This window comes from Gilliamella sp. Pas-s95, assembly GCF_009795795.1.
Taxonomy (GTDB): Bacteria; Pseudomonadota; Gammaproteobacteria; order Enterobacterales; family Orbaceae; genus Gilliamella; species Gilliamella bombicola.
Genome location: NZ_WTFC01000001.1, coordinates 15,034 through 36,549, shown reverse-complemented (window position 1 = coordinate 36,549; position 21,516 = coordinate 15,034). Strand labels below are relative to the sequence as shown.

The window sequence follows — 21,516 nt, the reverse complement described above, 5'->3', positions numbered from 1 at the left end:
TTAATTGAACGATCATTCAAATTAGATATATTAAAAATATGGCAGCGATCACAAATTTGAGTGAACGTTCAATTGTTTTTTGAGGTGAAAATGTGCCAACTTTTTACTCTAATTGATAGGGTAATGTATGGTTAAAAGGAAGAATCTATATTTGAAAAGGATTTGATAATATCAAAAGTGGATTGGTAATCGTATTTGGGTTTTGTTAGTACGGCATGTAATCCTTCTATTGAATAATGATAAAGATATTGACAAGCAATTTCTGGATTTTCGATGGAGCAAATATCATGTGAAAGGAACTTTATTCGATCAGCTTCTGCAAAAGTGTTACACATAAGTCCAACTAAAAAATCGAATCCCCAATGAATTTGTTCTTTAGTTGCTGAGGGATAGGCTCTTTTTAATTCCACAATAAAGAATTCGGCATAAGGATCAAATTGTTCACATAAAATTGATAAACCTAGTGCTGAGCCTGATGATAAAAGCCGTGCAACATTAATAGCATAGTAACGCCAACCTTCACCACCATAAAGAGTGTTATAAAGATAAGGTGCTAAAAAAGATTCAACGATTTTTTCTAACGACATAGGCTCATCGCCGTTCTGATTTTTATAGTAATTAAGTAAACGGATTCGGTCTGAACTTAATTTACCAATCCTACGTCGAATGACTGCTTTAAATAGCTCTTCTTTTGAGCCAAAATGGTAATGAACTAAGGCTAATTTTACGCCTGCATCTTCTGTGATATCTCTAATTGATACTTCACTGTAACTAGCTTGAGCAAAAAGCCTTTCTGCTGAATTAAGAAGTTTGTCTGCGGTCGTATTTTTCATAATATTTATATTTAATTGATTTTGATTAAAATTACCATTCAATTATATTAATTTTTTTATGGTGCTCATTGCTGGTAAATAACTATAATTTTATACTATACCACATTTATTGAGCGTAAAATATCGTCCTGAAAATTATAAATTAAGATTTAAAATTTCTTATTGCGTTATTTAATAGCTAATTTTTCTGTTCAGAACGTTTCCATTCACAAATTCCATAAATGGCATTAAATAGATAAATTAAGTACTGTGTTGCGATAATAATATTATTGGTATAAATATTTAACCCGATTACTAATACATTTAATATTACCCATAAATACCAGTTAAAAGAGTATCTCATCATTAATAATAACTGAGCAACTAAACCTAATCCAAAGATGAAACAATTAGTAATGAGTTGGTAGCTTGTATTGAATGAACCAATTTTATCGGTTAGATAAATATTGAGAAAGGCTGTAACAATCAGAAAGATGAGTGTATATAAAAATGCAGTTTCATTAAGTGAACGAACCTTAACATTTTTATCATTATCAAGGTTCTGTTTCCATGTAAATAAGCCATAGATATGCGAACAAAAGTAGTACAAAGGGGGTAATCCAGCACCAATATTGCCACCAAGGATATTCGCGCAACATTCTGCAACTGCGGCAAACATACCCAATACATTACCCATGTTTTTACGTTTAGCTAATAGAATGACGCATAATAGACCACAAAAAGCACCTATGTAGGAAGTTGTATAGCGTAAATTGAATTTAGTAAATGGATCAGTGTGTAAAAATGCCAATGTGACACATAATATACAAAAAAACGGATAGAATTTATTGCGTCCAATTAAAATAGTAATGTCGCTTAATTTATTCATAATTAATACTCTTTATCGTCAATAAGTTGGTTAACTAGTTCAATACAGCGCAAATAGCGCTCTTCGTAATCGGGTGAGTCAATTTGAATATAGTTGATATTATTTTTTTCTAAAATTGCGATTAGCAATTTTTGAAAATCTTTACGTTGTTTGGGACTGCCTAAATGGCGTAAACCGTCGGCAACCCAAGGGGTATTGTTACCAAGCAAAATGACTAGATCGAAACGGTAGTTATTAATCATCGCTTGTAAAAAAGGGTGCTCTCTACCTTCATATTTTTTACAAAAAGCTTGTGTCGTGACAAAATCAGTATCAATAAAAGATACTTTATTGGCATGTTTTATTGCAAAATCGATATATTGTGCATGACCTAAGGCAATTTTATCATAATCGGCATATTGCAAAGCTCGTTCATCTCCTCCAAGGTGTGAAAATACATAATCCCGACCATATTCCCAAGCACTGGTAGTATTAAATACATTAGCAAGCTTGTTAACTAAGGTTGATTTGCCACTTGATTCGCCGCCTAAAATAGCTACTGTTCGGACAAAAAACGGTCTGACTTCTGTTGGAATATATTGCCAATTTTTGAGTGGCGCTTGACGGATTTGTGTGCCACTGACTTGCATAAATTGTCGTTTTGGATCGATGAGAACGGTATTTAAATCAAATAGATCTTTATACATTGCAACATCTTGTGGTTCACTTGAGTAAACGCAATCAGGTTTTATTCCCTTTTCTTGAAACAGTTTTTTAACGCGTTCACTCCACTCATGCCAACCATTTGGGTAAGTTGGGATTCCATCTTCTTCTAATAATTCAATGTGGATATTTTTTTGATATTTAAATGTTTGCAGTAGCCAGCGAATCCTATCATTGATAGTGGGTTGACGAGACATGGCACTTTGTTCAAAGAGTGCCATGTCGCGGATTGTGTCGGAACACAGTACGACATATAGTTCATCAACTTGGCTAATTGCACGCTGAATAAGATAAATATGTCCTGTATGTAAAGGATAAAACTTTCCAAAGATAACACCGATTTTTTTGTCTTTGACGGGAGCTTCAATTTGTAAATATTGATGAAGAGATTGTAACTTTTGCGCACTTGGGTTTTTGATTTTGTCATTGATAAGTTGACTTAGGTAACCTTTAGTCATTTGGCAAGCATCTGCTACGGTTTGTAATGACAAATTTTTTCGTTTTATGGCCTTCTTTAAATAACTGAAGCTATTCATGAAGCCTCCCCTTATTTTTTTTGTTTTTTATTTTTAACAAAATATATATTATTTTTTATTATTGTTCAATATATTAAACAAAAATATTTTGCTTTTAATCCAGTTATAACTTAATTTTATTCAAATGGTTAATGGAAAATCCTTAGTTAGAAAGAAACGGTATGAAAATTCAAAAGATAGTTTTTTAATTGTGTTTGCAGATAATAATGTAACACTTAATAAGTGTCATGATATTACCTCGTTATTTAGTAATAATATTTCACCAAAATATGCTTACACCATTGACGTAAAATGCCAAATAACTGCTTATTGATATTGTTGTTTATGATTAGTTACTAATGATTTTAAATAAATCTGTTTCACTTGATGATGCTAAATATGATGGCGCAAAATATAATGAAGAAACGGGCGAATTAACATGGCAATTTAAGCTCAATTCTAGTGAAAATAAAAATCTTACTTTAAGTTTCAAATTGGCTTATCTAAAAGACAAAGTTGACGATATAATTGGCTTATAAATAAATCAATAATAGAAATAGAGTATGTTAAACGAGTGGTTAAACCAATTTAAACAAGATAGCCAAGTTAGTTTGCTTGATATCCACTTGGCAGCGTTTTTAACCAATAGAGCGATGTTAAATGATGATATTACTGTTAAACGTTTTAGTTTTTTGGTTTTATCACTAAGTAAAGAGGTAAGAGCGGGAAACGTTTGTCTTAATCTGACATTCTTAAATCACGCAACGATTGAACCATTGCTCTGGTTAGCTTTAGGCTCGCCAAGCCAGCAAGATTGGAAAACCACACTTGAACAAGCGCGCCATAGTCAGGTTGTGAGCGATGGAACAAACTTATCTCCCCTTGTCTTTATTGACGATAAAATTTATTTTCAAAGAATGTGGCTTGACGAAAAGAATGTTGCCCAATATTTCAATCATACTACTTTTGATGACCAACCATGTTATTATTCTGATTTAAACGCTATATTAAATCAGCTTTTTACTCATCATCAATCTCAGATCGATTGGCAAAAAGTTGCTGTTGCTGCGGCATTAACGCGCAAAGTTGCGATTATTTCAGGTGGACCGGGTACGGGTAAAACAACTACCGTAGCTAAGATCTTAGCCGGAATTTTGTTAACCAATCCTAATGCTCGAATTGTGACTGCAGCCCCGACGGGAAAAGCGGCATCAAGGTTAACTGAATCACTGAGCCGAACAATAGAACAACTTGCTTTTACATCACTAAACCTAAAGGCAGAAGCGATCACCTTACACCGTTTACTCGGTGCAAAAGCAGATAACAGTTCATTTACGCATAACAAAAATAATCCACTACATATTGATGTGTTAGTTATTGATGAAGCATCAATGGTTGATTTAAATATGATGGCAAGAGTAATAGAAGCGTTACCAACATCTGCCCGTTTAATCTTATTAGGTGATAAAGATCAGCTTTCATCTGTTGAAGCTGGGGCCGTATTTGGTGACCTTTGTACTTTTATTACTCATGGTTATAGTCAACCGCGTGCAAAAGAGCTAAGCCAATTAACGGGTTATATTGTGCCCGTTTGCGAGCAAACAGCTACAATTACTGACAGTATTTGCTTATTACAAAAGAGTTACCGTTTTAACGAGTCATCCGGTATCGGTTTACTGGCTAATGCAGTGAAAGAAGGGCGATCTAGTACGGTTAAACAGTTATTAACAGACGAGTCACTAAACGATATCCAATATCATCCACTATCATCTCAACAAGCTTATTATAATGTATTACAAGACAGCATTCACCATTATAAACATTACTTACATGTTATTAAGCAACAAGGTACTAGCAACATAGCCGCAGTCTTAGCTAAATTTGCTGAATATCGCTTGCTTTGTGCTGTTAGAGAAGGGCATTTTGGTATAGAAGGTTTAAACAAACAAATTGAATTATTATTAGCGAAAAACCAATTGATTCATGTAAGAAACAAAGAAACGTGGTATGTAGGGCGGCCTATTATGATTTTGCGTAATAGCACTTCATTAGGGCTTTATAATGGTGATATTGGCATTACATTAATGGCCGAACACGACCATTCAAAACTACGTGTGTATTTCCCTTTTGCTGATGGTTCGATTAAAGGATTTTCACCATTTCGATTACCTGAGCATGAAACGGCTTATGCTATGACTATCCATAAATCACAAGGTTCAGAGTTTGATCATGTGAACATTATCCTGCCAACTGATTATTCTCCATTATTAAATCGTTCATTGCTTTATACCGCCATTACTCGTGCTAAAAAAACGGTTTCCATTTATGCTACTGAACGGATTTTATTACAAGCTATTAAATCACAAACACAAAGGCATAGTGGTTTAGTCAGTTTATTGCAAAATAATAGCTAAGTTCATTTCGTTAAGAGTATTAAAGCTGCTTATTTTATAAGATGATGTGATAAAAAAGGAACAATAATAAAACAGGGCGATGAGCCCTGTAATAATGAAATTAATGGATAATCTTCGCTAAGAAGTCTTTAGCACGATCGGATTGTGGATTTGTGAAGAATTGCTCTTTTGACGTATCTTCAATAATTTCGCCCGCATCCATAAAGATAACACGATTTGCCACTTTTCGCGCAAAACCCATTTCATGGGTAACAACCATCATTGTCATACCTTCATAAGCTAGCTCAACCATTACGTCTAATACTTCATTCACCATTTCAGGATCAAGTGCTGAGGTTGGTTCGTCAAACAACATTACAATCGGATCCATACATAATGCGCGCGCAATAGCAACACGTTGTTGTTGACCGCCAGAAAGCTGTGCCGGGTATTTATTTGCATGAGCAAGTAACCCAACACGCTCTAAAAGGCTAAGCGCTTTTTCGCGAGCTTCATCATCTGTTCGGCCTAACACTTTAATTTGTGCAAGGGTGAGATTTTTTAAAATAGTTAAATGTGGGAATAATTCAAAATGTTGAAATACCATACCCACTTTAGAGCGTAACTTTGCTAAGTTAGTCGCTTTACTTGTAACTTCAGTTCCATCAATAATAATTTTGCCTTTTTGTACAGGCTCTAAACAATTTACTGTTTTTATCAAAGTTGATTTACCTGAACCTGAAGGACCACAAACCACCACAACTTCGCCTTTACCGACTCGAGTTGTACAGTTTTTTAATACTTGAAATTGTCCATACCATTTTGATACATTTTCTAAGGAGATCATCGATTTATCCCTTTCTTAAAATAATTAACTAACCGTGAAGCAGTAAAACAAATTACAAAATAACTTGCTGCTGCAAAAATAATCATTGAATACTCATCAGTACCACCTCGTGCTTTACCAATTTGCGTTACGCTTGCGCCAAATAGATCAATCAAGCCCATAACATATACTAAAGAGGTATCCTGAAATAAAATAATACCTTGTGTCAATAACAATGGCACCATAGATCTAAAAGCTTGCGGTAAAATAATTAAACGCATTGCTTGGCTTTTGGTCATACCCAATGCATAAGCTGCATGATATTGACCTTTAGCAACAGCATTAATACCCGCACGAATAATTTCAGAATAATACGCAGCTTCGAAAAGAGCAAAAGCTATTATCGCCGATGCAACGTTCACGTTAGCATTACGAGGCAAATTAAAGATATGTATAATGACCTGAGGTAGTGCTAAATAGAACCATAATAATACTAATAATAGTGGAATAGAGCGAAATAAATTAACATAGTTTTTAGCAAAAAAGTTAAGTAATTTATTATTTGATAAACGCATTAAAGCTAGTGCTGTACCCCATACAATACCAAAAACAACAGCTGTGAAAGTGATTTGCACTGTTAACCATAAACCATCAATTAGTACAGGATAAATATTTTCATCTGATACCAATGGAGGTATATTTACAATCCAATTATATAATTGTGTATTTGTAATCCAATCAATTAAATACATATTACCCTCCATGACTCATGTTAGGTAAGCGAGTGTATTTTTCAACAATTCGCATCACAGTAATTACTACATAGTTAATCAACATAAAGGCAATAGTAACACCCAACAAAATTTCAACAATGCTATTGGTAGACTCATTGATACGATCAATTTGACCAATCAAATCAATTAACCCAATTGTTGAAGCAACTGATGAGTTTTTAATAATGTTGGTCATTTCTGATGTTAATGGTGGAATAATACGTCGATAAGCGTTTGGTAATAAAACATACATATAAGCTTGTCGATTAGTTAAACCAAGAGCAATAGCGGCATAGCGCTGACTCTTGGGTAACGTTTGAATGCCAGTTCTAACTTGTTCAGCAATACGAGCTGAAGTAAACAACCCTAGCGCTATTGCGGCAGTGATAAATGCACTTACATTAGGTGATAAGTCAGATATAAACCAAATTTTTAAACGACCACTTAATATTACAGGCAGTATCATATACCACAAGAACATTTGCACTAGTAATGGAATATTACGAAATAGTTGAATATAACCTGCTGCAAAATTATTTAAAAACTTATTGTCTAAAGTTCTACATATTCCCACAAGAGATCCTAGCACAAAAGCGATGATCCACGCAGTAACTGCTAATGAAACAGTCACAAGAACTCCATCTAATAGCCAATTTAAGTAAATACCATCACCGTAAGGGGTGGGTTGAAAAAATAACATCCAATTAAAACTCATTATGGAGTCTAAAAAACTCCATGATAAAGCTGTAATAGGTTCAAAAGATAATGTCCAATTAAAACTCATAATATATTTAATTCGCTAAATTAGATTATGTACTAAATGCGAAAGCATTTAGTACATTGGATTAGAAAGAATAAGAGAAAGTATTAATCTAATGCTTTATCATTAGGATTGGCAAATAGCTCAACCATTTTTGGTGAAATTTCAAGACTCATATTTGCGCCTTTTGGCGGAACAGGTTGAGTAAACCATTTGTTATAGGATTCTAAAGCCTTTCCTGATTTTTGCGCATCAGCAATTGTCTTGTCCATCAATTGTTTAAATTGAGTATCGTCTTTTCTCAACATACAACCATAAGCTTCATAAGAAAGCGGTTCACCAACAATTTTCCATTCAGCAGGATTAATTGCACGAGAACGTTCGCCCGCAAGTAGCGCGTCATCCATTAAAAATGCTGCAGCTCGACCTGTTTCTAACGCTTTAAATGCATCACCATGATCTTTTGGTGTAATAATACGAATACCTAAGTTATTTTTATTATTGATTTGATTTAAACGGATTTCAGAAGTTGTACCTGCTGTCGTTACTACATTTTTACCTTTTAGATCTTCGATACTATTGATATTGCTATCCGCTTTAACTAGGAAGCGCGTACCAACAATAAAAATACTGTCTGAAAAAGCAACTGTTTTTTGGCGTTCAAGATTATTAGTTGTTGAACCACATTCGAAATCATAGGTATAGTTGTTAAGTAGTTGAATACGAGTCTTAGAAGTAACTGGTAAATATTTTACCTTAAGATCAGGTAAGTTTAATTCTTTTTTAACCGCATCAACGATTAAATTAGTATAATCTTGTGAATAACCAATAACTTCTTGTTTTTCACCATAATAGGAAAATGGAATCGAAGATTCTCGATGACCAACAACAATAACACCTGTATCTTTAATTTTGGCTAATGTACCGCTTAGTTCTTCTGCTACAGCCGAACCAGCCATTAACCCTAACATTGCAAATGATAGTACTAATTTGGTTAATTTTGTCTTTTTGTTCATACTCATCTCCTACTGTGTAATCTGTATCATATTAAATATATTTAATATTTTTACAAAGGGCATATATTATAACTTATTTTTTTGTATAAAAGTACTTTTTACTGTTTATTTATCTATATCGGAGCTATATGAAATCAGCAATCAGCGTGTTTTTGCTAATAATTGATTCCATTAAAAGTTCTTAAGCCCAATTATATTTAAGCAATAATTATGCCAGTATCATAAATTATGAACGTCTTTTTATCAAAAGTGAGATAAACATCAATGCCATAATGATAAAATAAGGAACATTTCCCCATCTTGCATAAGGCGTTAGCCCTGTTGTGGGTGAAACAGAAGCCGATAAAACACCTGTTTCAAATTGAGGCAATTGTTTAATAATATTTCCATGCTGATCAATAATTGCGGTAATGCCTGTATTGGTACTACGAATTAACGGCCGACCAAACTCAAGCGCTCTCGCTTGCGCCATTTGTAAATGTTGCTTAGGACCAATGCTATTACCAAACCATGCATCATTTGACACTGTCAATAAAAAATCGCTATCAGGAGTAAATTTTTGTCGCATTAAATCTGACAAAATAATTTCATAACAAATAGCAGGTGTAAATTTAAAACCTTTTATTTCAAGTTGTGGTTGTTTTGCTTCGCCAGATTTCATTGATGACATAGGAACGTTAAGTAATTCCGCAATTGGTTCAAGTACTGATTCTAATGGCGTAAATTCACCAAAAGGTACTAAATGGTGTTTTTGATAACGATTCGTTGTAGGGTATTGATAGGGTTCCTTTTCGCCCAATACCAATAGTGTATTATAGATATCACCATTAGATTGATAACCGTTTTCACCAAAACGATAATCAATAATACCGACAGCAATTTCAGCATTATGTGATCTGGCTTCGTTGTCTAAATATTGTAAAAATGATTGCTGATTAATTTCGTAATCGGTGATGCTAGCTTCTGACCATATAATGATTTTATTTTCTTCTAGGTTATCTTTAGTGAGTTTAGCATAGGTTTGTAACGTATTATTCAGTTGCTCTCTTGTCCAACGAACTGACTGCGAAATATTGCCTTGAATTAAAGCAAAATTAGCTGAACGCGTATTATCTACCGTTGTCCAATCGATATAGTTGAATGAAATTGGTGCAAAAAAGATCGCAAGCAGTGCAAAAAATGCACCAAAAGTGTACATTTTGGGCACTTTGGTGCTAGTGGCCTTTATACCATAAATCAATAAACCACATAACAGCACTAAAAGCAGATTAACACCATCGATTCCAATTACAGGAAAATAAGCATGTAAAGGGCTATCTATTTGGCTATATCCCAATTGCAACCAAGCAAACCCTGTTAAAATATAGCCACGTAAAAATTCGGTGATTTGCCAAAAAATTGGCGCCACAAGTACAAGCTGTTTAAATGAAAATTGCGGAGCAAATCGATTGGCCATTCTTAATAAGAAAGCAAATAGCATCGGGTAAAGCGACAAATAGAGAATTAAAAGCCCCAAAATAATCACAGCTATAAAAGGTGGTAATTCCCCATACTGCTTAATACTGATATAAACCCAGTGAATCCCAGCCGAAAAGTAGCCAACCCCCCAACTTAATCCAAGCAACATGGCCTGTTTTTTTGATTTATTGGCAATAAGCCATAACAGCCCCGTAAACGACACAAAGGCTAAAGGCCAAATATGAAAAGGGGCATAGCTAAATACCGCTATACCACCAAAGAATAGGCTCAATAATATGTGTTTAAACATTGTCAGGTAACTCTAAATTAGGCACTGTTGCCCCTTCTGGAATTGTCACATGGAGTTGAATAATGCGCCGACGATCGGCAATGGTAACTTTAAATTGATAACCATCAATGGTGATGCTTTCGCCACGTAAAGGTAACCGCCCAAAATGTTGCATGACTAGTCCACCGATAGTATCCATTTCATCATCACTAAAATGAGTGGCAAAAATATCATTGAAATCTTCGACTGGTGTCAGTGCTCGAACGGTATAAACCGAAGGAGACAAGCGACGGATATCGCGATCTTCAACCTCGTCATATTCATCTTCAATATCGCCTACTATCAGCTCTAAAATATCTTCGATAGTTACAAGTCCCGACACACCACCAAATTCATCAATAGCCATCGCCATATGATAACGCTGCATGCGAAACTCTTTTAACATATGATCGACGCGCTTACTTTCAGGCACAACAACAGTAGGTCTAAGGATTTTTTTAAGATCAAAATTATCCACACCTTGGCGAATAAAAATCAACAGATCTTTTGCTAACAAAATCCCTTCAATGTGGTCTCTATCTTCACTAATAACTGGATAACGGGAATGTCCATGTTCAGAAATAATATCTAAACACTGATCAAGAGAGTAATTATCTTTAATGGTAACAATTTGAGAGCGGGGGATCATAATATCACGAATGCGTTGCTCGGCAATATCCATGACGCCTTCAATCATATCAAGCGTATCTGGATCGATAAGCTCGTTTTCTTCGGCTTCGCGGATCACTTCGATCAGTTCTTCTTTATCTTTTGGCTCTGAATTAAATAATTGACTTAACCATAATGCAAACCCTTTTTTAGGTCTCCGGTGATTATCATCACTCATTTGTACTCTTCCTTTCTTGCTTTATTATTAATGTAATATTTCTTACTTAGTGTACTAAATTTGTCTACTAAATGATCTTGCAAAACAGCATAAAATCAAATGGTTTATCATACACTTTTATTCATCAATGGGTTGATAAGGATCTTCAAACCCCAGTTGCTGCATAATATCGATTTCGATATTTTCCATTTCTTCGGCTTCGTCGTCAAGAATATGATCATAACCGAGTAAATGCAAACAACCATGTACAATCATATGCGCCCAGTGCGAAGTTAATGATTTATGTTGCTGCTTGGCTTCGGCTTCGACAACTTGTTTACAAATAATAAGATCGCCTAATAAAGGAACATCAATCTCAATGGGTGCTTCAAATGGAAAAGATAACACATTGGTTGGTTTATCTTTATGACGATAAGTATTATTTAATTGCTGACTTTCTTGCTCATCAACAATACGGATAGTCAGTTCAGCATTATCCACAAATTGCGGCAAAATAACCTCTAACCATTGCAAAATTTGCGCTTCGGCTGGCAAATTTTGGTTATCTTCTGTAGCAATTTGTAAATCTAAAATAATTGCGCTCATTTTATTTTGTTTACCTTACTTTATTATTCACGGTGATAAGGATGATTTGTGGTTAAACTCCACGCACGGTAAAGGCTTTCAGCCACAATGACACGCACTAAAGGATGGGGAAGAGTAAGTGGCGACAGTGACCAACTCTGCTCAGCCGCCGCTTTGCAAGCAGGAGACAAACCTTCTGGTCCACCAATTAACAAACTCACATCGCGTCCGTCGACTTTCCAGCGTTCTAATTGTTCAGCTAAATTATGGGTGGTGTAAGGTTTACCGGGAATATCAAGTGTCACAATACGATTACTTTTACCACAGGCATTTAACATCAATTCGCCTTCTTTATCTAAAATTCGCACAATATCGGCATTTTTAGTACGCTTACCAGCGGGTATTTCAACAAGCTCTAATGGCATATCCTTAGGAAAGCGCGCACGATAATCATCAAAAGCCGTGGTGACCCAACTTGGCATCTTCGTACCAACAGCAATCAGCTGAATCTTCACGCCATTAACTCCAAAGCTTCTCTAGTTCGTAAAGCTGACGACTCTCTTCTTGCATGATATGCACAATCACTGAATCCATATCAACCACAACCCAATCGGCATCGCTCTTACCCTCGCTACCTAACACCAAATGGCCATGTTTTTTGGCCTCGTCAAGTAAATGATTAGCAATAGACGAAACATGGCGGTTTGAAGTGCCCGTACAAATAATCATATAATCAGTAATGCTCGACTTACCACGAACATCAAGGGTAACAATGTCTTTGCCTTTTAAATCATCAATCTTATCAATAATAAAATCTTGTAACGACTGCTGCAAAATAAACTCTCTATGTTTAAAAAATAAAGCGCTAGTATATCACGAATTTATAAAATAACGGTGATGATAACTTACACATATTTTTATTGATTATTGGGATTGTTTTTTCCTTTTCTTTTTTGCTAATCTATCTTCACGCATTTTTTTTATCTGTTCTTTTCTGTTTTTCTTTATTTGGTCTCTTTTCAATTTTTTTTGATTATTTATCGCTAAACGTTCCTCTTCTTTTACTGTATCTTTTATTACCTTTTTTGTTGTATTTTCTGCTTTTGGCTTTTTTTCTCTATATATGCTAAGTGCAGCTAGCACCTCTGTTAACGACGATATAACTACAAAGAATAGAAGTCCTAAAAATAAACCTAATAAAGATGGGTATATTGGATTGTAATTGTGACTAATACGCGGATAGATTCTAACTGTTGCTGCCTCTGCAAAATTGGTATTAAATAAAAAAAGTAAGAAAAATATCGCTTTCATAATACATGCAATCTAACTGAGTAATTTTCAGTTATTTCATTTTATAAAGATAGATAAATGTTAAAGGAAATTTGAACAAGAAAAAAGACCTTATTTTAAGGTAAAAATTTTTTAGAAAAGTGATAAACCAGCAAAACTACAAATTCTCCAAACAACCCAACCAAAAAGTTGTCAGGAAAGGTATTGATTTTATTAAAGTTTTTATTTGGTGGTTTTTGTTTAAAAACCACCACCAAATCCAACTTTTACCCCATTGAAACGACCCGATCAAACAACGGATTATCCGTCAAACGATGCGTAACCATCAACAAAGTTTTACCTCTACAAGTTTGTTTAATTAATTGAATAATTTGTTGTTCGGTTTGTTGGTCAAGGCTTTCTGTTGGTTCGTCCATTAAAATTAATGGTGAATTGTGGAGCAATGCCCTTGCTATGCCAATACGGCGGATTTCGCCTCCTGATAGTGAGCGCCCGCCTTGCCCAAGCGGTAACTCTAGCCCGTGCTCAGTACTGAGTAGTTTGTCGAGCTCGACTTGATGTAATACTGCTGTGAGTTGCTCGTCGGTTGCTTGTTCATTACCAATTAATAAATTTTGCCGTAGACTATCACTAAAAATAGTAATCACTTGCGGGACAACGGCGATCGCTTGGCGAAGTGTAGGTTCGTCAAGTTGACTGATTGGGATGTCGTTAATAAAAATCTCTCCTGAATTGGGGTCCCAACAGCGGTTGATCAAATTTAATAAAGTCGATTTACCGCAACCTGTTTGGCCAATTAGGCCAATGTGTTCGCCAGCTTTGACTGTTAGGGAAAAATCGGTCAATACTGCAAAAGGTTGATTTGGATAGCTAAAATTGATGTTATTTAACTGTAAGTTAGCCGATTTTAAGTCAATAATTTGTCCTTGTGCTTTAAATTGTACATCAGGCTGTTGATTAAAAATGGCGGTAGTGCGAGCAGCCGATGTAAGTACTTGCCCTAAAAAGATAAATGCACCGGGTATAGGCATGAGTATTTCAGCACTGGAAAGGCTGACAAAGACAAATAACGCGACTAAAGGTGATAGCGTGTATTGTGTGATTAGCCATAGCACTAATAATGTTAAAAAACCTGCAATTAGCAAGACAAGCGCACTTGATAGTGCCATTAATGTCGATTGGCGTTGTTGATTGTAGAGCCAATTTAATTCGAGTTCATCCAGTTTTGCTCGATAGCGTAATTGTGCATTAAATAGGGTGAGTTCGGCTTGTCCTTGTAGGTAGTTGATTAATTGTAATCGATATTCGTTTTGTTGTTGTGCCAGTGTTGTTCCTAGTTGTTTGCCAGCTTGATAAAAGATGACCGGTACTACGAGTAAGGTAGTGGTTAGAATAATGCTTATGATTAATGCAATCGGTAAGTTGATACTTGCTAACCCAATAAATAACACTCCAATAGTTACAAGAGCAGTGACAATAGGCGAAAACAGCTTTAGATATAAGTGATCAAGCGCATCAATATCGACAATAAAGCGATTAAGCAAGTCGGCTTTTTGGTATTGGGCCAGTTGGTTGGTGCTAAGTGGTAGTATTTTTTTAAACGCTAGGGTTCTTAAATAAGCAAGCAGTTTAAAGGTGGTATTGTGATCAACCAAGCGCTCCATGTAACGCGCAGCGGTTCGTGTTATTGCTGCTGCGCGCACGCCTGCTGCAGGTAACATATAGTTAAACGTATATAACCCTGCTACGCCAGCCACAGCAGTAGACGCTAAAAACCACCCTGATAATGATAGTAAAAATACACTGGCAAATAGGGTTAAGATGGATAGCGATAATCCCAACATAATCTGCCAAAAATAGTGTTTATAGAGTGCAATATATGGACGTAATGTGGTTAGCATGAACTCTCCTTGTTATGGCAGTATAGCTCTCCTTTTGATAGTTGCCATATTTGGTCAAAATGTTGCATCGCGTCATTTTGATGGGTGATGGTGATGCTATTGGTTGCAATATTTTGTTGATCTAAGTTTTGTATGGTTTGTTTGTCTAAACTTGCTGTTGGTTCATCAAGGATGAGTAATTGGCAAGGTTTTAACATGGCACGAGCTAATGCGATTCGCTGGGCTTGTCCTACTGATAATCTGACGGCATCTTCGCCAACAGGGGTATCTAAACCCGCGGGTAATTTGGCGATAACTTCGGTCAATTGTGCTTGACGTATGACGGTTTGAAGTTCTTGCTGTGTGGCATTTTGTTTGCCAAGTAAAATGTTGTCGCGCACTGAGCCATTAATTAAGTACGGGTTTTGTCCGATCCAGCTAATTTGTTGTTGCCATGTTTTGATATCTATCTGGTTGAATTCGATACCGTTAATTCTGAGCGAGCCTTGATAAGGTAAAAAACCCAGTAACACTTGCATTAACGAGCTTTTTCCCTCGCCACTTGTGCCAATAAGTGCCAATTTAAAAGGGGCATGTAATGAAAATGACAACGGCCCGACAATAGGTTTTCCTTCGTTTGATATGACAATTAAGTTGTTGGCTTCAATTGTTTGTATCGCTTGATTAAATGGGGTATTGGTTGATGTTATGTCGGTGTGTTGTTGTGGTGATTTTTGGGTTAAGAACGTTTCGATATTATCGGCTGCGGCAATGGCTTCAGCTTTGGCATGGTAATAAGTGCCCAGATCACGTAAGGGTTGAAAATACTCAGGAGCTAAGATGAGCGCAAAAAAACCAGCAAATAAGGTGACTGTGCCATTGTATGCGCCAAAGTTAAATTCACCTAAATACGAAAAGCCAAAATAAACCGCCACAATAGCGATCGAAATAGAAGTAAAAAATTCCAATACCGCTGAAGACAAAAACGCGACTTTTAGAACTTGCATGGTTTTAATTCGAAAATCCTCAGACGCGCGGGCGATTTCGTTGGTCTGTTTTTCGCCTTGGTTGAATAGTCGAATGGTATTAAGCCCTTTTAAACGATCCAAAAAGTGGCCGCTTAAATAGGATAGGGCTTTAAAATGACGGCGGTTAATATCCGCAGCGCCCATGCCGACTAAGATCATAAAGATAGGAATGAGTGGCGCAGTGCAAAGCAAAATAGTTGCAGCAGCCCAGTTAAATGGGAAGATCGCAATACAGATTAATATTGGTGCCATACTTGCTAGTCGCATTTGTGGCAAGTAGCGGGCAAAAAAGTCATGTAATTTGTCGACTTGTTCAATCAACAAGGTGCTCCATGCACCAGTGGTGCTTTGATTTAAATAGGATGGACCATGTAATTCAAGTTGGTTAATTAATTGGTGCCGAATTTGCTGACGAACTTTTTTGCCTATGGCAAAGTTGATCTTTTCGCGTAGATAGATTAAACCAGCTCGACCGAGTAGTACCACAATTAATACACCAAAAAAAGGCAAAACGTCCACAAAACGTTGTTGTTCAATAATGATTCTTTGCAACATTATTGCAAGCAATCCCGCTTGGATAATGATTAATACCGTTAAAATAAAGCCAGTTAAAACTGACGCTCGCAAATTAGCTTTATGCTTTTTTGCATGCTGTTTTAACCAGCCAAGTAGATAGGTCTGGCGTTTTTTATCTAATGACATAAAGATTTTTACTGCTTATTTTAAGTTATCCAAATAGTGTTCAGCATCTAAAGCTGCCATACAGCCCGTACCGGCTGACGTGATTGCTTGACGATAGATATGATCCATCACATCACCAGCAGCAAAAATTCCCTCGACACTGGTTTGAGTGGCGTTGCCTTGTGTGCCTGATTGTACTTTTATATAGCCCCCATTTAGTTCAAGTTGACCTTCAAATATGGTGGTATTTGGTTTGTGACCAATTGCGATAAATACGCCTAAAACTGATAATTGTTCGGTTATATTGGGATCTTGTGTACTGCGGATCCTAACGCCAGTCACGCCCATATTATCGCCTAGTACTTCGTCGATAACGCGATGCGTATGTAAGATAACTTTGCCTTCCTTAATTTTTTGATCTAAGCGATCCATTAATATTTTTTCAGCTCTAAAGCTATCTCGACGGTGAATTAAATGGACTTCGCTAGCAATATTGGCTAAATACAGCGTTTCTTCAACCGCGGTATTACCACCACCCACTACGGCAACTTTTTGATTGCGATAGAAAAAACCATCGCAGGTTGCACACGCAGATACGCCTTTGCTTTTGAATGCTTCTTCTGACGGTAAACCTAGGTATTGTGCTGATGCACCAGTTGCAATAATAAGGGCATCACAACTATATTCAGTCTCACTACCAAAAAGTTTATAAGGCTTAGAACTAAAATCAACGCGATCGATCTGATCTAAAATAATTTCAGTATTAAATCTTTCGGCATGTTCTTTCATTTTGACCATTAATTCTGGTCCGGTTAAATCAGGTGCACCTGCTGGCCAGTTTTCAAGATCCGTGGTTGTTGTCAGTTGTCCACCTTGTTGCATTCCAGTAATTAACACGGGCGAAAGGTTAGCACGTGCAGCATAAACCGCTGCGGTATAACCTGCTGGACCAGAACCGAGTATCAATAAACGTGCATGTTTGGTTTTCATTTTAAATCCTTATTTATTTTTAACTTTGCCTACTTTAGACAAAACTGGCGCAATTTATGGCAGTAAGTCTAACATTATCAATCTTTATAGTGCAAAAAAATTGATTATTGTAGCAATAGGTAATGACAATAGGCTTTTTTAACGTTAAATAATCGGGTTATCTTTTCCTTTTCAGTTCTTTTAAAATTAATTGTTATTTTTAAAACTATATTGTTTTTTGTTTTTGCTTTATTGCGTTTAAAATACGTCCCTTTGTTATTCTGAAATTTCTTTTTCTATTATTTGATAATGTATTTTTGCTTATCAATTTATTTGACATCCTAACAAAACGGGGGAGATGCTATGAATAATCCTTCAAAAGAAAGTGTAGAAGCTGTACTTACAAAAATTAATTGGGCGCAAGAGATTTTAAATTCGGTACAACAAAATGTCAGCGATCCCCAGATTGGTAATATTTTATCTGGAATTGCTTTTATTATGGACTCTGCTTCAGCCGATGCCGAAGCACTCTATCAATCAATTGAATAATAACTTTGCCTGTTTTTTTTATTTATATCTACCTTCATTCGCCGTGTAGCGATTGAAGGTAGCAGGTTGTTAAATCTGTTTAGTGATTATCAGTAAGATACGTCGTTACATCAGCAAGTGGCCAACGAATATGCGTTGCCGGTTCATTGATTCGATAACCAAAAGCTAAACAAAGTCCTACCCCAAATGATTCTTCACCAATTTGTGGAATATGTTTTTCTAGTATTTTTATCACTTTATCGTGATCGAATCCACCAATAGCACATGAATCAATACCGCGAAATGCTGCAGCAGTCATCATATTGGCACAAGCGATGTAATCTTGCATTTCTGACCAATGGTTGATCGTTAAGCCATCAGCAAGCCCTTGTTCGCAAAAATTAATAAATGCTTGGCAGGCAATATCAATAGACGTTTGATTATTTGGATCGGGCAAAGTGCGTGCAATTGCTCGTCGTAAATAATCGCTCTGTGATGTAAAATTATTCGCTTTTCGATAAAGCGCAATCACAAAATGTGAACAACTGGTGACTTGTTCTTGATTGTAGCAAACATTACGTAATTCTGCTTTTATTTTGCTGCTATCAACAATCACAAAATGCCATGGCTCCATACCAAATGATGAAGGAGATTGTCGTCCTGCTTCTAATATATATTCAATATCATCATTATTAATCTTTTTTGTGTCGTCAAATTTTTTACATGCATGTCTAAAGTTGAATGCTTGGGTTAGCTTGTCCATATTTTCTCCTAAGATTGGCTATTCCACGGGGCAACTTTTAATAATAATAACATACCAGGAATGGCAAGAATAAAACATAGACAAAAAAAGTTTGTCCATCCTAAATATTCAACCATAATACCAGTAGATGCGTTAATTAAAGTTCTTGGTATCGAAGATATACTGGTAAATAAAGCAAATTGGGTTGCGGTATAAAGTGGATTGGTTGTTTTTGCAATAAATGCGGTAAAAGCGGCGGTACCCAGACCCGCACCAAGTGATTCAAAACCAATTACAATAGCTAATAATGTTTTTTGGGATGTTCCTATTACAGTAAAAGGCCCTTCTATTGAAAGCCAAGCAAAACCTAAAATTGAAATAACTTGTACAATGCCAAAAGACCATAGTGCGCGGTTTATGCCTATTTTGATCATCAAAATCCCCCCCATTAATCCACCAAATATGCTTGGCCATAACGAGGCATTTTTCGCAACCCAACCAATATCGGGTCGGCTGTAACCCATTTTTAAATAAAAATTCGTAGCTAAGGCAGTTGCCATGCTATCGCCTAGTTTATATAAAAAGATGAATGTTAAAATCAGTATTGCCGTTTTAAGTCCATTTCGAGTAATAAATTCATTAAATGGTTTAATGATGATATCTTCAATATGGTAATTTTTGGGCGATCGGTTAATTGGTTCTTTTACTAGTAGAGTCATAATAATAGCAGGTAACATAAATAGTGCGGTCACTATAAAAACACTATTCCACGGTAGGGTGTTTGATAATATTAGTGATAATGATCCTGGTACTAAACCTGCAACGCGATAGGCGTTAGTATGAATGCTATTACCTAGCCCTAGCTCTCTATCGAGTAATAATTCTTGTCTAAAGGCATCAAGTGCGATATCTTGCGTGGCTGAAAATAGCGCAATAATAAAGCAGATGGTTGCAATTAACCAAATATTTAACGAGGGTGAAAAAAATCCCAATATTGCAATTGAAAATATGAGTATAATCTGGGAAACCAGCATCCAGCCACGTCGCCTACCTAAATTAAAAAGTGAAATGTTATCCATAAAGGGAGACCAGACGAATTTCAAAATATAGGGAATTTGGGTTAATGAAAAAGCACCAATCGTTTCGATATTTATACCATCACTTTCTAACCATGCAGGCAATAGTTGTAATAATAAATAAAAAGGAAGACCAGAAGCGAAGCCAGTAAAAATGCAGATCAGCATTTTAGTGCTAAAAATCGTTTTTAAAAGTGAATTTTGCGCATTATTCATTATTTAACTTTATTGGTTAGTTCTTTTGCAAAGTGCTATCATAGCACACAACATTAAAAAATAATGCTACAAGCCAAGATAAACCATTACCTAAAGTCATTTTTTTCAAGATACCAAAAGTGATACTGAATCTATATATTTTAGTATAAAGATTAACGCCAACAACTAGTTAAACAAATTAACTATTTACCATGAAAAGGGGTCAAGTAATATGAAAAGTTCGATTAAAGTTGCTGTTTTTAGCAGTAAACATTATGACAAAGAACATTTAGACATCGCGAATAAAAAATTTGGTTTTGATATCGAATATTATGAGCATAAATTAAGTCATAAAACAGTTGTTACTGCCCAAGGGTATAATGCGGTTTGTGCATTTGTTAATGATGAAGTAGATAAAAAAGTGCTACAAAAATTAGCAGGCTATGGCATTAAAATTTTAGCACTTCGTTGTGCAGGGTTTGATAATGTTGATTTAGCCGAAGCCGAAAAATTGGGCATTACCGTTGTTCGTGTCCCAGCTTATTCACCTGAAGCTGTTGCAGAACATGCGGTGGCTTTGATGATGACCCTAAATAGAAGAACTCATAAAGCCTATCAACGCACCCGTGATGCTAACTTTTCGTTAGATGGTTTGACAGGATTTAATATGCACAATCGTATTGCTGGCGTGATTGGTACAGGAAAAATTGGTCAAGCGGTCATCCGTATTTTAAAAGGTTTTGGTATGCATATTCTTGCTTATGATCCTTATCCTAATGATATTGCGGTTGAATTAGGTGCGCAATATGTTGAGTTAGATGAACTATATGCAAAATCCGACGTGATTACGCTACATTGCCCAATGACACCTGAGAATTATCATTTATTGAATAAAGAGTCTTTCAAAAAAATGAAAGATGGTGTGATGATTATCAACACTAGCCGGGGGGCATTACTCGATGCAACAGCGGCTATTGATTCATTAAAACAATCAAAAATAGGCGCTTTGGGGATGGATGTTTACGAAAATGAACGAGATCTCTTTTTTGAAGACAAATCGAATGATGTTATTTTAGATGATGTGTTCCGTCGTTTATCTTCTTGCCATAATGTTATTTTTACTGGTCATCAAGCGTTTTTAACGCAGGAAGCATTATTGAATATTTCGGATACGACTTTGAATAACATTAAACAAATATCTGAAGGTAAACCATGTCCGAATATTGTTAAATAATAATAAATAT

At 35.8% G+C, this 21,516-nt stretch carries 22 protein-coding genes; 4 read left to right on the top strand and 18 right to left on the bottom strand.

The features are described 5' to 3' along the window. Nucleotides 1-131: 131 nt before the first annotated feature. From GQ598_RS00205 to nadR, 3 genes are all read right to left on the bottom strand, one after another. Nucleotides 132-833, bottom strand: a complete 702-nt coding sequence (locus GQ598_RS00205) for a TetR/AcrR family transcriptional regulator (protein ID WP_141683304.1) — start codon at nt 831-833, stop codon at nt 132-134. Between the two features lie 178 nt (nt 834-1,011). Then, nucleotides 1,012-1,701 (bottom strand): nicotinamide riboside transporter PnuC, encoded by a 690-nt coding sequence (pnuC, locus tag GQ598_RS00200; RefSeq protein WP_160401823.1) that lies wholly within the window; start codon nt 1,699-1,701, stop codon nt 1,012-1,014. A 2-nt stretch (nt 1,702-1,703) separates the two neighbouring features. Continuing rightward, nucleotides 1,704-2,939: a multifunctional transcriptional regulator/nicotinamide-nucleotide adenylyltransferase/ribosylnicotinamide kinase NadR gene (gene nadR, locus GQ598_RS00195; protein WP_160401822.1), complete on the bottom strand. Its 1,236-nt coding sequence runs from the start codon at nt 2,937-2,939 to the stop codon at nt 1,704-1,706. A 338-nt stretch (nt 2,940-3,277) separates the two neighbouring features. Here nadR and GQ598_RS00190 point away from each other — a divergent pair, with 338 nt between their 5' ends. Continuing rightward, the gene (locus GQ598_RS00190) at nt 3,278-3,457 is read left to right on the top strand and encodes a DUF4139 domain-containing protein (RefSeq protein WP_160401821.1); all 180 of its coding nucleotides are present in this window, start codon (nt 3,278-3,280) and stop codon (nt 3,455-3,457) included. A 24-nt stretch (nt 3,458-3,481) separates the two neighbouring features. Next, nucleotides 3,482-5,332, top strand: a complete 1,851-nt coding sequence (recD, locus tag GQ598_RS00185; RefSeq protein ID WP_160401820.1) for an exodeoxyribonuclease V subunit alpha — start codon at nt 3,482-3,484, stop codon at nt 5,330-5,332. Between the two features lie 100 nt (nt 5,333-5,432). Here recD and GQ598_RS00180 read toward each other — a convergent pair whose 3' ends face one another. The 13 genes from GQ598_RS00180 to trxB all read right to left on the bottom strand — a co-directional run bounded on the left by GQ598_RS00180 (nt 5,433) and on the right by trxB (nt 17,752). Beyond that, the gene (locus tag GQ598_RS00180; protein ID WP_160401819.1) at nt 5,433-6,158 is read right to left on the bottom strand and encodes an amino acid ABC transporter ATP-binding protein; all 726 of its coding nucleotides are present in this window, start codon (nt 6,156-6,158) and stop codon (nt 5,433-5,435) included. Next, a complete protein-coding gene (locus GQ598_RS00175) occupies nt 6,155-6,889 on the bottom strand; it encodes an ABC transporter permease subunit (protein WP_160401818.1) in 735 nt (244 codons plus the stop codon). The genes GQ598_RS00180 and GQ598_RS00175 overlap by 4 nt, the downstream gene beginning before the upstream one ends. 1 nt (nt 6,890) lies before the next feature. Further along, a complete protein-coding gene (locus GQ598_RS00170) occupies nt 6,891-7,610 on the bottom strand; it encodes an amino acid ABC transporter permease (RefSeq protein WP_202112616.1) in 720 nt (239 codons plus the stop codon). 167 nt (nt 7,611-7,777) lie between these two features. Beyond that, nucleotides 7,778-8,686 carry a glutamate/aspartate ABC transporter substrate-binding protein gene (locus GQ598_RS00165; RefSeq protein WP_160401816.1) on the bottom strand — a complete coding sequence of 303 codons (909 nt, stop codon included), beginning with the start codon at nt 8,684-8,686 and terminating at the stop codon, nt 7,778-7,780. A gap of 226 nt (nt 8,687-8,912) precedes the next feature. Further along, nucleotides 8,913-10,454: an apolipoprotein N-acyltransferase gene (gene lnt, locus GQ598_RS00160; protein WP_160401815.1), complete on the bottom strand. Its 1,542-nt coding sequence runs from the start codon at nt 10,452-10,454 to the stop codon at nt 8,913-8,915. Beyond that, entirely contained in the window at nt 10,447-11,319 is an 873-nt protein-coding gene (gene corC, locus GQ598_RS00155) for a CNNM family magnesium/cobalt transport protein CorC (RefSeq protein WP_091346132.1), read from the bottom strand. Before corC ends, lnt begins: the two co-directional genes overlap by 8 nt. 117 nt (nt 11,320-11,436) lie before the next feature. Then, nucleotides 11,437-11,904, bottom strand: a complete 468-nt coding sequence (ybeY, locus tag GQ598_RS00150; RefSeq protein ID WP_160401814.1) for an rRNA maturation RNase YbeY — start codon at nt 11,902-11,904, stop codon at nt 11,437-11,439. A gap of 23 nt (nt 11,905-11,927) precedes the next feature. Next, on the bottom strand, nt 11,928-12,398 hold the full coding sequence (gene rlmH / locus GQ598_RS00145; protein ID WP_091346129.1) for a 23S rRNA (pseudouridine(1915)-N(3))-methyltransferase RlmH: 471 nt from the start codon (nt 12,396-12,398) through the stop codon (nt 11,928-11,930). Nucleotides 12,399-12,402: 4 nt separating this feature from the next. After that, nucleotides 12,403-12,720 (bottom strand): ribosome silencing factor, encoded by a 318-nt coding sequence (gene rsfS, locus GQ598_RS00140; protein WP_160401905.1) that lies wholly within the window; start codon nt 12,718-12,720, stop codon nt 12,403-12,405. Between the two features lie 87 nt (nt 12,721-12,807). Next, nucleotides 12,808-13,194 carry a hypothetical protein gene (locus tag GQ598_RS00135; RefSeq protein WP_160401813.1) on the bottom strand — a complete coding sequence of 129 codons (387 nt, stop codon included), beginning with the start codon at nt 13,192-13,194 and terminating at the stop codon, nt 12,808-12,810. Nucleotides 13,195-13,439: 245 nt separating this feature from the next. Further along, entirely contained in the window at nt 13,440-15,074 is a 1,635-nt protein-coding gene (gene cydC, locus GQ598_RS00130; RefSeq protein WP_160401812.1) for a cysteine/glutathione ABC transporter ATP-binding protein/permease CydC, read from the bottom strand. Then, complete coding sequence (gene cydD / locus GQ598_RS00125) at nt 15,068-16,783, bottom strand: cysteine/glutathione ABC transporter permease/ATP-binding protein CydD (protein WP_160401811.1); 1,716 nt, start codon at nt 16,781-16,783, stop codon at nt 15,068-15,070. Before cydD ends, cydC begins: the two co-directional genes overlap by 7 nt. A gap of 15 nt (nt 16,784-16,798) precedes the next feature. Beyond that, nucleotides 16,799-17,752 (bottom strand): thioredoxin-disulfide reductase, encoded by a 954-nt coding sequence (trxB, locus tag GQ598_RS00120; protein ID WP_160401810.1) that lies wholly within the window; start codon nt 17,750-17,752, stop codon nt 16,799-16,801. Between the two features lie 342 nt (nt 17,753-18,094). On the opposite strand from trxB, the gene GQ598_RS00115 reads away from it, so the two are divergent. Further along, nucleotides 18,095-18,280 (top strand): hypothetical protein, encoded by a 186-nt coding sequence (locus GQ598_RS00115; RefSeq protein WP_065585956.1) that lies wholly within the window; start codon nt 18,095-18,097, stop codon nt 18,278-18,280. A gap of 79 nt (nt 18,281-18,359) precedes the next feature. Here GQ598_RS00115 and GQ598_RS00110 read toward each other — a convergent pair whose 3' ends face one another. Next, nucleotides 18,360-19,022: an NAD(P)H-dependent oxidoreductase gene (locus tag GQ598_RS00110; RefSeq protein ID WP_160401809.1), complete on the bottom strand. Its 663-nt coding sequence runs from the start codon at nt 19,020-19,022 to the stop codon at nt 18,360-18,362. An 8-nt stretch (nt 19,023-19,030) separates the two neighbouring features. Next, nucleotides 19,031-20,293, bottom strand: a complete 1,263-nt coding sequence (locus tag GQ598_RS00105; RefSeq protein WP_160401808.1) for an AmpG family muropeptide MFS transporter — start codon at nt 20,291-20,293, stop codon at nt 19,031-19,033. A 223-nt stretch (nt 20,294-20,516) separates the two neighbouring features. Here GQ598_RS00105 and GQ598_RS00100 point away from each other — a divergent pair, with 223 nt between their 5' ends. Further along, nucleotides 20,517-21,506, top strand: a complete 990-nt coding sequence (locus tag GQ598_RS00100) for a 2-hydroxyacid dehydrogenase (protein ID WP_160401904.1) — start codon at nt 20,517-20,519, stop codon at nt 21,504-21,506. Nucleotides 21,507-21,516: the final 10 nt, after the last annotated feature.

What these genes read in the sequence shown, in the direction of transcription:
- GQ598_RS00190 (WP_160401821.1), top strand. Translation starts at nt 3,278, where the DNA reads ATGATTTTAAATAAATCTGTTTCACTTGATGATGCTAAATATGATGGC.
- GQ598_RS00165 (WP_160401816.1), bottom strand. Translation starts at nt 8,686, where the DNA reads ATGAACAAAAAGACAAAATTAACCAAATTAGTACTATCATTTGCAATG.
- GQ598_RS00110 (WP_160401809.1), bottom strand. Translation starts at nt 19,022, where the DNA reads ATGGACAAGCTAACCCAAGCATTCAACTTTAGACATGCATGTAAAAAA.
- GQ598_RS00175 (WP_160401818.1), bottom strand. Translation starts at nt 6,889, where the DNA reads ATGTATTTAATTGATTGGATTACAAATACACAATTATATAATTGGATT.
- GQ598_RS00105 (WP_160401808.1), bottom strand. Translation starts at nt 20,293, where the DNA reads ATGAATAATGCGCAAAATTCACTTTTAAAAACGATTTTTAGCACTAAA.
- cydC (WP_160401812.1), bottom strand. Translation starts at nt 15,074, where the DNA reads ATGCTAACCACATTACGTCCATATATTGCACTCTATAAACACTATTTT.
- lnt (WP_160401815.1), bottom strand. Translation starts at nt 10,454, where the DNA reads ATGTTTAAACACATATTATTGAGCCTATTCTTTGGTGGTATAGCGGTA.
- corC (WP_091346132.1), bottom strand. Translation starts at nt 11,319, where the DNA reads ATGAGTGATGATAATCACCGGAGACCTAAAAAAGGGTTTGCATTATGG.
- pnuC (WP_160401823.1), bottom strand. Translation starts at nt 1,701, where the DNA reads ATGAATAAATTAAGCGACATTACTATTTTAATTGGACGCAATAAATTC.
- cydD (WP_160401811.1), bottom strand. Translation starts at nt 16,783, where the DNA reads ATGTCATTAGATAAAAAACGCCAGACCTATCTACTTGGCTGGTTAAAA.
- recD (WP_160401820.1), top strand. Translation starts at nt 3,482, where the DNA reads ATGTTAAACGAGTGGTTAAACCAATTTAAACAAGATAGCCAAGTTAGT.
- GQ598_RS00170 (WP_202112616.1), bottom strand. Translation starts at nt 7,610, where the DNA reads ATGTTATTTTTTCAACCCACCCCTTACGGTGATGGTATTTACTTAAAT.
- nadR (WP_160401822.1), bottom strand. Translation starts at nt 2,939, where the DNA reads ATGAATAGCTTCAGTTATTTAAAGAAGGCCATAAAACGAAAAAATTTG.
- GQ598_RS00115 (WP_065585956.1), top strand. Translation starts at nt 18,095, where the DNA reads ATGAATAATCCTTCAAAAGAAAGTGTAGAAGCTGTACTTACAAAAATT.
- GQ598_RS00180 (WP_160401819.1), bottom strand. Translation starts at nt 6,158, where the DNA reads ATGATCTCCTTAGAAAATGTATCAAAATGGTATGGACAATTTCAAGTA.
- ybeY (WP_160401814.1), bottom strand. Translation starts at nt 11,904, where the DNA reads ATGAGCGCAATTATTTTAGATTTACAAATTGCTACAGAAGATAACCAA.
- trxB (WP_160401810.1), bottom strand. Translation starts at nt 17,752, where the DNA reads ATGAAAACCAAACATGCACGTTTATTGATACTCGGTTCTGGTCCAGCA.
- GQ598_RS00205 (WP_141683304.1), bottom strand. Translation starts at nt 833, where the DNA reads ATGAAAAATACGACCGCAGACAAACTTCTTAATTCAGCAGAAAGGCTT.
- GQ598_RS00135 (WP_160401813.1), bottom strand. Translation starts at nt 13,194, where the DNA reads ATGAAAGCGATATTTTTCTTACTTTTTTTATTTAATACCAATTTTGCA.